The 13,877-nt window shown below is 57.1% G+C and carries 14 protein-coding genes and 3 pseudogenes; 13 read left to right on the forward strand and 4 right to left on the reverse strand.

Annotated features, from left to right (window positions below; translation table 11 throughout):
• Window positions 1-94: 94 nt before the first annotated feature.
• The 4 genes and pseudogenes from HWX91_RS39460 to HWX91_RS39475 form a co-directional block, all read left to right on the forward strand.
• Window positions 95-379 (forward strand): annotated as a pseudogene (locus HWX91_RS39460) (copper resistance CopC family protein); the annotation flags it as partial.
• Entirely contained in the window at window positions 379-1,320 is a 942-nt protein-coding gene (locus tag HWX91_RS39465; protein WP_025496609.1) for a copper resistance D family protein, read from the forward strand. The pseudogene HWX91_RS39460 and the gene HWX91_RS39465, both read left to right, overlap by 1 nt.
• 334 nt (window positions 1,321-1,654) lie before the next feature.
• The gene (locus HWX91_RS39470; RefSeq protein ID WP_025496610.1) at window positions 1,655-1,990 is read left to right on the forward strand and encodes a DUF4148 domain-containing protein; all 336 of its coding nucleotides are present in this window, start codon (window positions 1,655-1,657) and stop codon (window positions 1,988-1,990) included.
• A gap of 40 nt (window positions 1,991-2,030) precedes the next feature.
• Window positions 2,031-2,288, forward strand: a pseudogene (locus HWX91_RS39475) (TolC family protein); the annotation flags it as partial.
• Window positions 2,289-2,434: 146 nt separating this feature from the next.
• On the opposite strand, the gene HWX91_RS39480 reads toward HWX91_RS39475, so the two are convergent.
• Window positions 2,435-2,758, reverse strand: coding sequence for a DUF4148 domain-containing protein (locus HWX91_RS39480; protein WP_025496612.1), 324 nt, complete (start codon window positions 2,756-2,758; stop codon window positions 2,435-2,437).
• A gap of 231 nt (window positions 2,759-2,989) precedes the next feature.
• A pseudogene (locus HWX91_RS39485) lies at window positions 2,990-3,851 on the reverse strand (MBL fold metallo-hydrolase).
• A gap of 86 nt (window positions 3,852-3,937) precedes the next feature.
• On the opposite strand from HWX91_RS39485, the gene HWX91_RS39490 reads away from it, so the two are divergent.
• The 3 genes from HWX91_RS39490 to HWX91_RS39500 are packed head-to-tail and all read left to right on the forward strand — an operon-like array spanning window position 3,938 to window position 5,138.
• Complete coding sequence (locus HWX91_RS39490) at window positions 3,938-4,255, forward strand: ArsR/SmtB family transcription factor (protein WP_025496613.1); 318 nt, start codon at window positions 3,938-3,940, stop codon at window positions 4,253-4,255.
• 15 nt (window positions 4,256-4,270) lie between these two features.
• Window positions 4,271-4,705: a YeeE/YedE family protein gene (locus HWX91_RS39495; protein ID WP_025496614.1), complete on the forward strand. Its 435-nt coding sequence runs from the start codon at window positions 4,271-4,273 to the stop codon at window positions 4,703-4,705.
• Between the two features lies 1 nt (window position 4,706).
• Window positions 4,707-5,138, forward strand: coding sequence for a DUF6691 family protein (locus HWX91_RS39500; protein WP_025496615.1), 432 nt, complete (start codon window positions 4,707-4,709; stop codon window positions 5,136-5,138).
• 1,142 nt (window positions 5,139-6,280) lie between these two features.
• On the opposite strand, the gene HWX91_RS39505 is transcribed toward HWX91_RS39500, so the two are convergent.
• Window positions 6,281-6,577, reverse strand: a complete 297-nt coding sequence (locus HWX91_RS39505; protein WP_025527793.1) for a DUF4148 domain-containing protein — start codon at window positions 6,575-6,577, stop codon at window positions 6,281-6,283.
• 578 nt (window positions 6,578-7,155) lie between these two features.
• On the opposite strand from HWX91_RS39505, the gene HWX91_RS39510 reads away from it, so the two are divergent.
• From HWX91_RS39510 to phoU, 6 genes are all read left to right on the forward strand, one after another.
• Entirely contained in the window at window positions 7,156-7,704 is a 549-nt protein-coding gene (locus HWX91_RS39510; protein WP_025496705.1) for a cytochrome b, read from the forward strand.
• Between the two features lie 153 nt (window positions 7,705-7,857).
• A complete protein-coding gene (locus HWX91_RS39515) occupies window positions 7,858-8,160 on the forward strand; it encodes a PepSY domain-containing protein (RefSeq protein WP_027693569.1) in 303 nt (100 codons plus the stop codon).
• Window positions 8,161-8,370: 210 nt separating this feature from the next.
• The gene (locus HWX91_RS39520; protein ID WP_025496707.1) at window positions 8,371-9,033 is read left to right on the forward strand and encodes a response regulator; all 663 of its coding nucleotides are present in this window, start codon (window positions 8,371-8,373) and stop codon (window positions 9,031-9,033) included.
• The gene (locus HWX91_RS39525) at window positions 9,030-10,433 is read left to right on the forward strand and encodes an ATP-binding protein (protein WP_025496708.1); all 1,404 of its coding nucleotides are present in this window, start codon (window positions 9,030-9,032) and stop codon (window positions 10,431-10,433) included. Before HWX91_RS39520 ends, HWX91_RS39525 begins: the two co-directional genes overlap by 4 nt.
• A gap of 381 nt (window positions 10,434-10,814) precedes the next feature.
• Window positions 10,815-11,114 (forward strand): hypothetical protein, encoded by a 300-nt coding sequence (locus HWX91_RS39530; protein ID WP_049813613.1) that lies wholly within the window; start codon window positions 10,815-10,817, stop codon window positions 11,112-11,114.
• Window positions 11,115-11,698: 584 nt separating this feature from the next.
• Complete coding sequence (gene phoU, locus HWX91_RS39535) at window positions 11,699-12,406, forward strand: phosphate signaling complex protein PhoU (protein ID WP_025496623.1); 708 nt, start codon at window positions 11,699-11,701, stop codon at window positions 12,404-12,406.
• A gap of 157 nt (window positions 12,407-12,563) precedes the next feature.
• Here the strand turns inward: phoU and HWX91_RS39540 are convergent, their stop codons facing one another.
• Window positions 12,564-13,715 (reverse strand): MFS transporter, encoded by a 1,152-nt coding sequence (locus tag HWX91_RS39540; RefSeq protein WP_025496622.1) that lies wholly within the window; start codon window positions 13,713-13,715, stop codon window positions 12,564-12,566.
• Window positions 13,716-13,877 lie beyond the last annotated feature (162 nt).

Raw genomic sequence — 13,877 nt, forward strand, 5'->3', positions numbered from 1 at the left:
GATCACCGTCGCTATAATCCATTGACCGCGCAACACCACCTTCCAGACCGATCACGTTCGCCGAAACGACTGATCACCATCGCCGAAATCCGCACTCGAGAGTGCCGCCCCGGCCTCTGGCAGCACCGTGGAAGTGGCACCCGACACGCTGCGGCTCACCTTCAACGAAGACCTGGAGTCCACGTTCAGCACCGTGAAAGTGTCCGATGCCAACGGCGCCGCAGTAACCAGGGAAAAGGCCAAGGTCGACGCGTCGAATCCGCGCGTGCTGACGATTGCTCTCCCGAAACTGCCGTCCGGCTCCTACTCCGTGCAGTGGGCCGTCATGACACATGATGCCCATAAGACCAAGGGCACGTACGCCTTCCAGGTGAAGTGATGAACGACGGTCTCCTTGGCATTCTGCGGCTGGCATTCGTTGCCCTTCAAAACCTCAGCTTTGCGGTTGTCGTCGGCGTGCTGCTCAGTGACCGATGGCTCGCGCGCCGAACGTCTTCGTGGCAGGTGAGCGTGAGCCGACGGCTGGTTAGTGCTCTACGTATCGCGTCCGTCTGCGCACTGCTGTTCAGTACGTTCGCCTTCTGGATTCACTGCGCGTTGATGAGCGAGTCCACCCTTCCTGAGGCGGGGCCGGCTGTCCGTTCGATGCTGGTCGAGACCGGCTTTGGTCATGCATGGCTTGTTGGTGCTGGGCTGATGCTATGCGTGGTCATTCTTTCTTTTTTCCAGGCCGGGAAATCAATCCGTTTTACTTTGGCCATCTGGTTGGCGCTGGCTGGTGTCGCGCTGGCTCGCAGCAACGGAGGACATCCAGTGGATGCCGGCCTGTTCAGCCTGCCCGTATGGGCGGACTGGGTACATTTACTCGCTATCAGTGCGTGGGTCGGGCTTGTTCTGGTTACGACCTACGTTGTTGCACCACGTTTTTTCAACGCGCCGGGCAGCGAGCACGTGAATAGTGCGGCGTATATCCAGTCTTTGTCGGATGTCGCAACGCTTGCGCTGGTCATTCTTTTTGCTACAGGCGCCTATAACGGCTGGCGCGGTGTCAGGTCGCCGGGTGACCTACTGGAATCGGGTTATGGGCAGATTCTGTTATTGAAACTCGCGCTGGTGTTTGTAGCAGCGGCCCTCGGCGGACACAACAGATTCTTCGAAATGCCCAAGCTGCTCGCGTCGTTGAAGAGTGCCTCATCGACGTCGCCCGTAAAGCCTCTAAAACGCTTTGCCGCCGTGTTGCATATCGAATCGGTAGTACTCGCAGGGGTACTGGTCGCTGCTGCGGTACTTGTATCGAGTCCACTACCTGGTACGTCCTAGTCCGTCCAGTGGCATTTGTTTCTCACGTCCACGCAGATGGTCAGCGCCGCAGGGTCAATGAAGGCGCATCCTGCCCGGTTGACTTCAGGCAAAGGCCATCTTTTACTGGACCCGACAGCACGTCGGGTCCTTTTTTTATTTCCCGTGAGTCGTTAGCGTAGTTCGTGTTCGTGTTTGTGACTCCCGAGCTGAATCCAGCACACACGGTTCTGAACATGTCCTACGGATGGCTAAAAAGTCATTTCTGCGTCACGGCTCGTTCAGACGTCACTCCCCAGAATAGAAACCGTTCGGAATCAACTCTTATCGATTCTGCATCGCTCTGGAGGAGTATATGAAACTCGAAACTATCGCTGCCGCGCTCATCTCTGCAACGCTCGCCACGTCCGCATTTGCTGATGCCGGCCACGACTACCCTGAATCTACCGCTTCGACTACGTTACCGTCCGCGACCAACGCCGGTCAGTCGACATCCAATGCGATGGCTCCGACCATCCAGCCACAGCAGCAAGGAAAAACCAGAGAGCAGGTAGTGCAGGAGTTGATTCAGGCGAGGCGCGATGGTCTGGTCCCTGCTGGTCACGCCGACTATCCGCCAAGTCAGGCGACGGTTGCGCGGAATCGCGAGCGCATGAAGGCCACCCCTCCGACATGGGCCAATCAGCAGTAGAGCAATCCATCCGGTAACGGCGGCGTCGCGTGCGGGTTTGCTCGGCGCAGCATCCCGGGACATCGCCGTCGTCGATGCCGATACGGCCGTGCCATACAGTAACCGCAGTCCCAACTGGACACGGGAGCTCGCCTACCAGCAGCGCGGCGGGGCGTACTCGAACATGGTGTCAGTTGGCGTCAGCATCCCGCTGCCCATCCATCGCAAGAACGACAAGGACCGGGACGCGGCCGAGAAAGCGGAACTGGGCATTAAGGCGCGACTGATGTACGAGGACGCGCAGCGTCAGGTCGAAGCCTGTCGCAATTTCGATATTGAACTGCGCCACTGCCGTGTGCTGAAAATCACTTCGCGCAGTGCATAGAGCTGTTGACAGCCAATTGACTACGGCTCGTCGTTAATTCTGCGTGAACTGCACGCAGTAATCAGACGAGCCGGACCACGTCAGTGGTGTCCGTACAGCAGGCCCGAAGTGGTAGAGGCGGAAGTGCGTTGGCCCCACTGCGCGGCGCCGCTTGTGACTCCGCCTACTCCTTGCGTAGCGGCCTGCATTGAGGAATTTACTGCCGCGACGCGTGCTTCGGCAGCCTGAATGTCAGCCGGATAGGTAGCATTATCGCGTTTTGCCGGGTTGTATCCGGCCTTCTCCAACTGCACGAGTTCGGCGCGCACCTCTGCTCGTGTGACCGGTGCATTCGACTGCTGAGCAAAAGAAGCGACCGGTGTCGCCAGCACGGCGGCTATAACAACGGCTTGAAGTGATTTCATGATTCGTACCTCCTCAGTTTCTCGCTTCGCGAACAGCCCTGTTCGCAAACGGTGACTACAGGGTAAGGTACGGATGCTTAAGGGAAAATGATGCGATTTCAGAAAGCCTTTGGCCGCGACACTTTCACTTGGGCGACCAATCTCATGCTTTTGCCGGCGCTGCGGCGTTGTCTCCGTAGCTCAGGCTGAGCACTCGGTTCGTCGACGAGTCGGTGCTGCATAGTACTCAAATCAGAGCGCGTTCAGGGGTATCTTCAGGTAGCGCGTGCCATTCTCCTCGGCGGGCGGGAACTCGCCAGCCCGTATGTTGACCTGCACCGCTGGCAGAATGAGAACGGGCATCGCAAGCGTTGCGTCACGCGCTTCGCGCATGCTGACGAACTGTTCTTCAGTTACGCCGTCGTGCACATGGATGTTATGCATACGCTGCGCGAGCACCGTGGTTTCCCATTCGGGTTTCCGGCCCTCGGGGGGATAGTCGTGGCACATGGAAAGCCGGGTGTCGCTTGGCAAGTCCAGGAGCTTTCGAATCGAGCGGTATAGCGTGTGTGCATTTCCGCCGGGAAAGTCGCAACGCGCGGTGCCGACATCCGGCATGAAAAGCGTGTCTCCTACGAACACCACATCCCCAATCTGATAAGCCGTGTCGGCAGGGGTATGGCCCGGCATATACAGTGCTTTTGCTGTCAGGCCACAGATGGAGAATACCTCGTCTTCGCGAAACAGATGGTCGAACTGGAAGCCGTCAAGCCGGAATTCAGATTCCAGATTGAAGAGCTTTCTGAAGACGCCATGGACAGTGCGAATGTGCTCTCCAATCGCAATCTTGCCGTCCGAGTTCACGTTTTAAATAGTGCGCCGCGGAGAGGTGGTCCGCGTGCGCGTGGGTTTCCAGAATCCACTGCACCCGCAACTCGCGCCGATGAACAAATTCGATGACCTTGTCGGCGTTTGTGGTTGAAGTGCACCCCGCCTCGGGGTCGTAGTCAAGAACCGGGTCAATGACTGCGCATTCCCAATTGCCAGACTGAAAGACGACGTATGTCACCGTGCCGGTGACTGCGTCGAAGAACGGTTGAACGATGGGTTGCATCCTGACCTCCTCAGATACAGTTCATTCTATTCGTATACAATGTATTATTCAATATAATGTATAAATGTAAATAATAGGATGGTGAGATGAGGAAGAAGTCCACCCCAATCGACCTTTCGGTGATGCAGGCTTCGGCAGAGAAGGCCTGTGCGTTGCTGAAGGTGATGGCCAATCCCGACCGGTTGCTTCTGATGTGTCAGCTGTCGCAGGGGGAGTTGTGTGTGAGCGACCTGGAAGAACAGTTGGGCATACGTCAGCCCACACTCTCCCAGCAGCTCGGCGTACTTCGCGACAACGAGCTCGTGCAAACACGCCGGGAGGGGAAGAGCATCTTTTATTCCATCGCGAGCAAGGAAGCGATTGCGGTCATGACCGTGCTCTACGACCAGTTTTGCGCCCAATGAAGAGGAGGAGGGACCATGTCGATCGATATCGCGAATTTCACACCGGGCCTGTCACTGACTGGCGGCCTGGTGATTGGAGCCGCGACTGCCGTGCTTGTTTTGTTCAACGGACGTATAGCTGGCATCAGTGGCATTGTCGGTGGCTTCCTAAGCACGCCACAGAAAGACGCGGGGTGGCGTGTCGCATTTCTAGCTGGGCTAATTGGGGCACCTGTCTTGGCAAGTCTGCTCGGGAACCCGATAGCGCCTGACATCCAGGCCGGGTGGGCCGAAATACTCGTCGCTGGTTTTCTGGTTGGCATCGGCACGCGTTACGCGAGCGGTTGCACAAGCGGCCATGGTGTCTGTGGCATCTCGCGAGGGTCTGTCCGGTCGCTTGTTGCGACGGCGACATTCATGGCCGGCGGTTTTCTGACCGTATTCGTTTCCAGACATCTGCTCGGAGGTTGAAATGGGATTGCTCGCTGCTTTAATTTCCGGGCTGCTGTTTGGTGTCGGCCTGATGGTGTCCGGCATGGCTAATCCGGCGAAGGTGCTCGGCTTTCTCGATATCGCGGGACGATGGGACCCGTCTCTTGCATTTGTGATGGCCGGTGCGATAGCGCTCGGCTCTATCGCGTTCCTCTTTGCAAAACACCGCAAAATATCCCTGCTGGGTCTGCCCATGCAGATTCCGGCCGGCACCGACGTGACGTTGAGACTTGTGCTGGGAAGCGCGCTGTTCGGCGTTGGCTGGGGGCTTGCAGGATTTTGCCCGGGGCCCGCGCTGGTTGCATTGGGTGCGGGCATTCCTAAGGCGTTGGGATTTGTGGTCGCGATGCTTGCCGGCATGGCTGTCTTCGAGTTGCTCGAGCGCCCGAAACTGAGCCGAAAACAGGCCTGATTTGGTGCGTGCATCCGGATAATGCCGACATAAATGGAAGCGAGTTTATAAGACTGGCAAACGGGTCACGCCTTTGCGCGCGCCTCCGGCGAGACGTCGTCGGGTCGTTTCGGGGAGGGGGCGTCAGGCAGCTGGAAACGCCATTGTGGCGATACTCTTGTTGCTAGGTTTTTGCCAGACAGTGACCGAAGCTGCGCCGTGCCGCTCAGGGGCAATCCAGTCTCTTGATAGAGGTCAACGCGGCAGGGCATGGCCGTTTTCGTCCGGGTGGGCTCAGCAGTTCGAGGGACGACCCGCCGTTCGGCGCGGAGGCGGTTTGAGTCCCGCTTAAGTATTGTCAGCCAATATGAAATCCCCGACCCTGTAACACTTTGACCGCGTTATCCGGTCTTTTTCTGATGCAGTCGCGCTTGCGGCTGTGACTCACGCTGTTCCATGTCATCGCCGGAGTCGCGATAGCTGAAGTCATGCTGCTTATCGTCGTGGGATGGATGCCGCACGAGTAATCGAGGTACGTGCTATTCGCGTTGAAACGATTGATGGCTTTCCCAAATCGTGACCGTTTAGCGACATCGCGCCGAATGCTGCGCCATATTGATATCTTGTGGCCGCTTCTAACGGGATTGCGTGCAACGCCTGAAGAGCGCGGCGTTGCCAGTACTCCTGAACCAGTATAGAGCTGCGCCTTCTGTGCATAAGAGGCGTTCAAGATGGGCGATTACGGTGCCGACGTTTTGAAGCGTGTACGGATTCACGCTTGGCGCATCTCCTTTATGGATAGCTTTCATGGTGGTCTCCTTCGTTCAATATTTGAGGCGAGGCCTCAGGCAGGCTTAAACAGAGAATGGGCGTAAACGGGGGGCGAGTTCCGCGCGGGAGGAGTAGTCGCATTCCGTTTACCCGACAGGTCGTGCATGTGGTCGGCGTCGACGCGGGTCAAACAATGGAACGGGTCGTGCACGGTATCGGTAGGTCTTTTCCCAGTGCCCTTTAGATGCCCTTGCTGGCGAGTCGCAATCGGGTACCCGGGCACCGCCCGCTGCGTGTGGTGTGCTGCCTGCAGTGAGACTGCTCTACGCAACGCCAAGCGTCGGGCGAACGCGGCCATTGCTGCCCACGTCAACCGCGCAGCAGACAGGTGGTCAGTGATGGGAATAGAGCAAATGTCTCATGCCGTCCGTCGTTGTGGCTGCCTCCGAAGAGCCGCCGACGGCCGGACCATACCCCGAGATGTCAAATGCTCCCGCAGCTTTGGGTGACGCCGGAACCGTCTTGGGATACTGCGAATTCGATTGATGTAGAAGGCCCTCCTGCTCAGCGGCTCCGAGTTGAGCACGTACTTGCGCGCGCGTAACTGGTTCGTTTGTTTGCTGCGCAAAGGACATTGACGGGATGATGAAGACGGATGCAGCAAGGATTGCGGACACAAGGGTTTTCATGGGACATTTCTCCATAAGGATCGGTTAGGCGACAACCCGGTCGAACATCACTGTCTGCGTGAGATGCGAAGAGCGTGTGCGGAAGGGGGTAATCCGCCGCGGGATGTGTATGGTTAGCTTAGGCAGACAGGCTTAACTCATCCTTAACGCACCGTCTGTGTCGGTACGCATTCTGGCGAATGCGAGAGAGTCGACGCATGCCTCAACGGCGAAGTCGTCGTGTAACTCCGCGGTGGAAGACGCTATCGCTGTTGCTACGATAATTCCACGGCGAGATGGCCGTTTCGAGTGCAAAAAATTCGCATTTCCACTGAAGTCGTGAACTCGTCGGCGTTATCAAGGTTCCACCTGGAAGGATGCGCATGCTGGTTCAGGAAACACTGAACGTCTCACGCTGCACCCATTGGCTAACAAGTGCGTCATTGTCTTTTCAGGAACCTTTAAGGCTGCCTTAAGCGAAGTGCCCGCAGCATTCTGCGGGACATGCGGTACCCACGTCTTCGTGCTCGAACGTGGCGAGTACGTCCGCTCAAACGTCGCGCACGGAGTCGCCATTCCTGAATTCGGTGCAATCAAATATGAATGATTCGACCACAATACGCTTCGGGCGCACGCCAACTCGCTACGATGCGCTCTCTCGCCTGCTTCATTGGTTAAGCCTGATGCTTCTCATCGTGCAATTCGGCCTTGGATGGTTGATGCCGGACGCTGACTCCATGACGACGCCAGCCGGCCTGGCCGCCTGGCATGTCGGTGTCGGCACATCGCTTCTGGCGGTGCTTACAGCAAGGCTTGTGTGGGCGGTAGTGCGTCCATCGCCAGGCGCAGCGGAGCAGTCTGGTGTTCTGAGGTTTCTAGCCACAGCGGTTCATGTTTTGTTGTACGCGGCTTTGCTGTTCGTGCCCGTGCTCGGGTGGCTTAACGCAGGTGGACGAGGTTGGGTGGTCAGGTTGGCTGGACTGTGGGACATGCCGCAGCTTGCTACGCCGGATTCGCTTGGAGCCTCCATCGGCGAGTGGCACAGTGCAAGCGCTACGGTTCTTCTCATCCTGATTGGATTGCACGTTTTCGCTGTCTTTGTGCATCAATTCGGATTCAAGGACGGCTTACTTCGACGCATGCTGTAGATGGCGCGGTAACTTGCGTCAAAATGGCTGAAGAACTTCCGGTCTTTCGAGCTGCTTTCGACACTTATTTAGTCGGGAAGACCGGCCGTAAGCAACTGTTAAGGTCAAGCGGAGCAGCATCGAATCCAGGTCAAAGCCACCATGGAGGATGAGATGCAGAAATATTTTGGAATTGGATTGACGTGCGGATTGCTGGTTGCAAGTGTGAGTGCGCAGGCGTTCACCGGCCAGCAGTTTACAAAGGATGCCAAGGTCGGAATCGCAGAGGCGCGCTCTATTGCTCTCAAGGCGCACCCTGGAAAAATCGTCGATGAAGAACTGGAAAAGGAGGCGGGGGGAAGCGGACTTCGGTATTCCTTTGATATCCGCACGGAACACGCAACTCAGGAGGTTGGTGTTGACGCTCAGGACGGGACCGTTCTGGAGAACAAGGTAGAAGGTCCGAACCCTGACTGATGCGTTGGCGGTTGATTGTGGTGAAAGTTGTCTGTCTATTGGCTGATAGCCGTTGATCCTTCCTGTAGCAAAGCCGGCGAAGCTCTTCTTATGACGATTTCCCCGTTGCAGACGGCGTTGGCGGGCAGCATCGGTGCGTTCTCCTCGCACATCCGGATAAGAAAACCTTAAGCTTGGCTGGCGCACACTTGGTATATGAGGAGGCCACGTATGCGCCTACTAATCGTTGAAGACGACACCATGATTGCCGAGAGCGTTCTCGAAGCATTGAGAGGTCTTGGTCACGCAGTTGATTGGGCCGAAGATGGGCGAGCAGGTGAGTTGGCGCTTGGAAATGACGTGTATGACCTCGTCCTACTGGACCTGGGACTGCCGAAGCAGGACGGCCTGACCGTTCTGAGAGGCTATCGCGCCAGCGGGGGAAGCGCCGCGGTCATCATCATGACTGCGCAGGATGCGGTGACCGACCGAATCTCGGGGCTGGACGCCGGCGCAGATGACTATCTTATCAAACCCTTTGATTTGAATGAGCTAGCTGCCCGTGTGCGAGCGCTGCTTCGGCGACGCGTTGGGCAATCCCGGCCTGTGTACGCTCACGGTGTGCTGACACTGAATGAGGTCTCGCACGAGGTCACGCTTCGCGGCGAGGCTATTTCACTAGTCGCTCGCGAATTCAGTTTGTTACGTGCGCTTATTGAAGAGCCGGGCAAGGTATACAGCAAATCAGAGCTGGAAGAAAAGCTTTATGGTTGGAACGAGGAGATAGAGAGCAATACGATTGAGGTACACGTCCATAATCTCAGAAAGAAGCTGGGTGTTGAGCAGATTGTGACTATCCGAGGCATTGGTTATCGACTGGCGGGGATAGCGTGAAGTCCGTGCGCACGCAACTCGTGGTTGGCCTGATTTTGGGGCTCGGCGCAATGAGCGCTCTTGCGGGATACGGCATCTTCCGAAGTGCGCTGGAAGAGGCGAATGAACTTTTTGACTATGAACTGCGTTCCGTCGCCATCTCTTTGCCGCAATCGGTCGCCGAAACAGAATTGGCGAATAGTGAGTCAGGCGATTTCGAGGGATTACAGGATGACCGCGTCATCATTCAGATTTGGGATGCGTCGAACCATCTGACCTACGATTCCCTCCCAGGCGCAAAGCTACCGCGCCAGCACGCGGGATTTCAGTCCATCGAAGTCGGTGAACGTCACTATCGGGTTTTCGGTCTGCAGCAGGCGTCCCGATTTGTGCAGGTTGGACAACCCATGTCCGTCCGTGACGAGTCGGCATTGACACAGGCATCAAGGACGCTTTGGCCACTGCTGGCGATTGTTCCACTTGAAATCGCGCTGGTCCTGCTGGTCGTGAAGCGGGCGTTGCGGCCCGTTACTATCATCTCCAGGTCTTTGGCAGCCCGTTCGATTGAAACCTTGGCCCCCATCGATATGGTCAATACAATACCAACGGAAATCGAGCCACTGGTTGAGGCACTGAATGACCTGCTGGTACGTCTCGACAGTGCGTTGCATGCGCAGCGCGTTTTCGTTGCGGACGCGGCACATGAGCTTCGAACTCCTCTGACAGCCCTGAAGCTCCAGATTCAGGTTGCACTACGGGACCACGCGAAACTGAGCGATGAAGACCTGCTGCGCAAACTGGAAGATAGGGTGAATCGCGCAATCCATCTCGTCCAGCAGTTGCTGACCCTAGCGCGCGAAGATGCCGAGGCCAGCGCGCGCGCGGGAAATGCCGACCTTCGTCGTGTGGCTACCCAGGTAGTCGGTGAGCTCTCGGTGCTCGCAGAACACAAGGGAATTGACCTTGGTCTGGAATGTACCGGTCTCGCGGCGATGGAAAGACCAGTCGTCGTGAATGGGGACGAGACCTCGCTGACAACGATGGTCACGAATCTTGTCGACAATGCCATTCGATACACCTCGCCTGGCGGGCAGGTCGATGTTCGACTTTGCGCGAGCGATGCCGAAGTAACGCTGGAGGTTGTCGACAACGGACCTGGTATACCGGCGGCCGACCTTGAACGCGTGTTGGACCGGTTCTATCGCGCAGGAAATGCAACTGGACAGGGCAGCGGGCTGGGGTTAGCCATCGCAGCAAAGGTGGCGGCGAAGCATCACGCCGGGTTTTCTGTGTGCAATCGAACGGATGCGCAAGGGTTGAAGGTTTCTGTAAGTGGACTGCGTCGTGCTCCTGCAGACAGTCCGGCTGCCGCGAGCTCATCAACTGTGCGCCTCGAACCGGGCTGGCACACGCACACATGACCGCTTGCTACGACCGATGCAGGGCTCGTCCGATGCTTGTCTGAGTTGGGTGGCAACTTTGTACAACGGTGTAGAGGGACCCCGTCCCTTAGAGTCGAAGCATTCTGCACTATCCAATACTTCTGAGGCCGATGGAATGCAGCCAATCAATATGGTGTCGATTGCCAACGGCGGAATGGTCGGCCGGAATCTAAGGCCCGATTTACCAGTTGTCCCCTCTACCTGTAAGTGCGAAGCCATCCGCATCGGCTTTCGCTTCATGCTGACTTAAGGTCTCTCACCGCAGACTGTCCCCGTCGATACCGAATTTTTCAGCTCATGCGTTCGGTGCCGTTTTGAAAGGCGCGAACGTTCGTCGGACAGTCAACAAGGAGATTTCAAATGAAAGCCGGTCGCCTGTACGTCTTTTCAACGGCGGCGCTATTGCTTGCAGCTTCGTATGCAAACGCAAGTCCCGCCATGAGTTATACCAAACAGGTGCACCTACGTGATGGAAAGACAGCAACGTGCATTGTCAATGGACATGGGCCCGAAACGTTGACTGGTGCCGCGTTACCCACATTAACAACCGCGGAGAGAAATGAAGCGGAAATTGATGCCATCGCCCCGTTGCGCAGAATTCCAAACCAAAAGAACAAGTATCCCGACCCTTTGACCGCGCCGAGGGTGGCGTGCTCGTGACCGATGCGATGCGCCTGGATTTCGCAGTTCCAGACAATGACATGTCGCGGGATAGCCAAAGCTCAAAACTGGGGACTACATGCGACGCGCCTTTTTTGCCAATGTCGAAAGGCGCAGGCCTTCAGTGCGGTTCGTCACAGCACAAGGTGCCCTTAAGGAGAGGCGGCTAATTTTCGTTCGAACAGAGGGCGGCAGCGGAATTCCGTTTCTGACGTTCGAGACGCCCGCATGGCGGGCTGTTTCGTTGGTTCGACCACGCAGGTGGTTACCACCGCTGGCGAAGTTCGGCGCAGTCACGTTTTGTGCCGAAGGAGCTATGCCATGACCACCTTTCTCGGGCCCGGAAGCGATTCCGGGCCTTCTTTTTCGTGTCAGGCGCGTAGGCGTTGTTGCCTATGTCGAAACGCAGGCATACGCTAATACGGTTGCGAGCGCTATCGTACTGGCCGAACTCGATGACGAGGCATGCGTGAGCATCGGTGCGTTCGTGGAGTCTGGTTCGAGCGGGCAGATTTTTCGAACCCGATAGGATACCGCAGGCAACTGCGGACTATGTCGCTGGCCGCCTCGGCCGAGGACAGAACATGTTGGACAAGCATATTTTGAGAAAATTTGATATTGACCTCAACCTGCTCTCAAGCCGGTTGCTCGAAATGGGCGGCCTTGTGGAGTCACAGATTGCGCTCGCGATGGACGCAATGAACACGTTCGATTTGGCACTTGTCGAGCAGGTTCTTGAGGGCGAACGTCGGCTCAATGCAATGGAAATAGAAATCGACGAAGAAGTCTGCAACATCATCGCTCGTCGACAGCCTGCCGCGCGTGACCTGCGACTCCTGATGGCCACGTCGAAGTGCATCACCAACCTTGAGCGTGCAGGTGACGAGGCCAGGAAGATTGCGAAGCGGACGCGCCGCATTGCCACGGAAGCCAACGCACGTAGCATCAACATCGCTGAAATCAAGGTTTCCGGTGAAATGGCCTTACACATTCTTCGCAGGGCGCTGGATGCATTTGCGCGGATGGATACCGTTGCAGCAGCACAGATTATCCGGGATGACGAAGCCATCGATAACGAGTTTCGAGCCTTCGTGCGCAAACTCGTGACATACATGATGGAAGACCCTCGGACAATCTCGATTGGACTGGACTACCTGTTTATCGCGAAGGCCATCGAGCGTATTGGTGACCACGCGACCAATATCGCTGAGTCGGTTGTCTATGTGGTTAGCGGCACCGATGTTCGCCATGTACCCCGGAACCAGCTTGGACACGACACCTCTGGCAGGTGAGGCTGGCAAGCAGAGGTGATGTGCGTCACCTTGTGATTGGCAAAGTACCTGGAATACGGCCGTACAACGTTGCACGATTCGAAATCTCAGGTCGGGCGCAGGCTCGTAACGACATCAATCGTACCTGGTCCGGCGCAACGTCCGCCTCTATATTCCCCTAGAAAACGCTCTTCCGGCGCAATCCTCCGCCTATAGCCAGAGCACACAGGGTCAGCAAACAAAACCCTGCTCCCGCGTAAAACGTCGCGCTTGCGCCAAACCGGTCCCACAGTTCGCCTGCGACTAAACTGGCGACCAGGGTCACGAGACCGGTCATCAGGTTGAACAACCCGAAAGCAGTGCCTTTTAGGTCCGAAGGTGCCGCATGGGCGACCATCGTCGCCAGCAGACCCTGTGTCAGCCCCATGTGCAAGCCCCAAAGCGCGACGCCCAGCAGCACGACCGGCCACTGGCTTCCGTGGGCAAGCACGATATCCGACGCAAAGAGCACTACGAGGCCGACAGCCAGAAGCCTGGTGTGGCTCATCGAATCGGCAAGCTTTCCAGATGGATAGGCCGATACCGCATACACGACGTTCATTGCGACCATTACGAGAGGCACCAGTGCCACCGGTATGCCGCCCTGCATGGCGCGCAGAACGAGGAATGCCTCACTGAACCTTGCGAGCGCGAACACTGCGCCGATGAACACGACTCCCCAGTAGGGGCGACTCAGCTTCCTCAGGTTTTCAAACGTCATTGGGTTGACGCGCTTTACGCCAGCCTGATGCGCAGGTTCGCCGATACCGAATACCAGTAATGCTACGGCGACGAGGCCCGGAATCACGGCGACCCAGAACACTCGTCGGAAGTTGTCCGCCCACAACAGCATCAATCCCACGGCCAGCAACGGGCCAAGAAAAGCGCCAACCGTGTCGAGTGATTGACGTAGTCCGTACGCGGCACCACGCAGATGCGTAGGTGTGATGTCAGCCACGAGCGCATCGCGCGGCGCGCCTCTCACGCCTTTCCCGATTCTGTCTGCAACACGCACGGCGAGCACGATGCCCGCCGTGGACGCGAGAGCGAACAGCGCCTTGCTCAACGCCCCCATGCCATATCCGATGACCGCAAGCCATTTCCGGTTGCCGAGGTAGTCGCTCAGTGCGCCGGAGAACATCTTCACGATGGGTGTGGTGGCTTCTGCGATGCCTTCAATCAGGCCGACCATCGTGGCGCTCGCACCGAGACTCGTCACCAGGAACATCGGCAAGAGGCTGTGGACGATTTCCGACGAAATATCCATGAACATGCTGACGAAACCCAACATCCAGACGCCACGGGGAATCTGGCCGAGGGTGTCGGCGCGCTGTAGGTTCGCTTTGCATCGTTTGTCGATTCATGAGGTGTCGGATTCAATGGCCGTACTGTTGCACATCGGTCTATCGTCCATGTTAGCCGAGGCCATAGACGAAGCAATGCCCCGCGCGAC

This window comes from Paraburkholderia fungorum, assembly GCF_902833645.1.
GTDB classification, from domain to species: Bacteria; Pseudomonadota; Gammaproteobacteria; order Burkholderiales; family Burkholderiaceae; genus Paraburkholderia; species Paraburkholderia fungorum.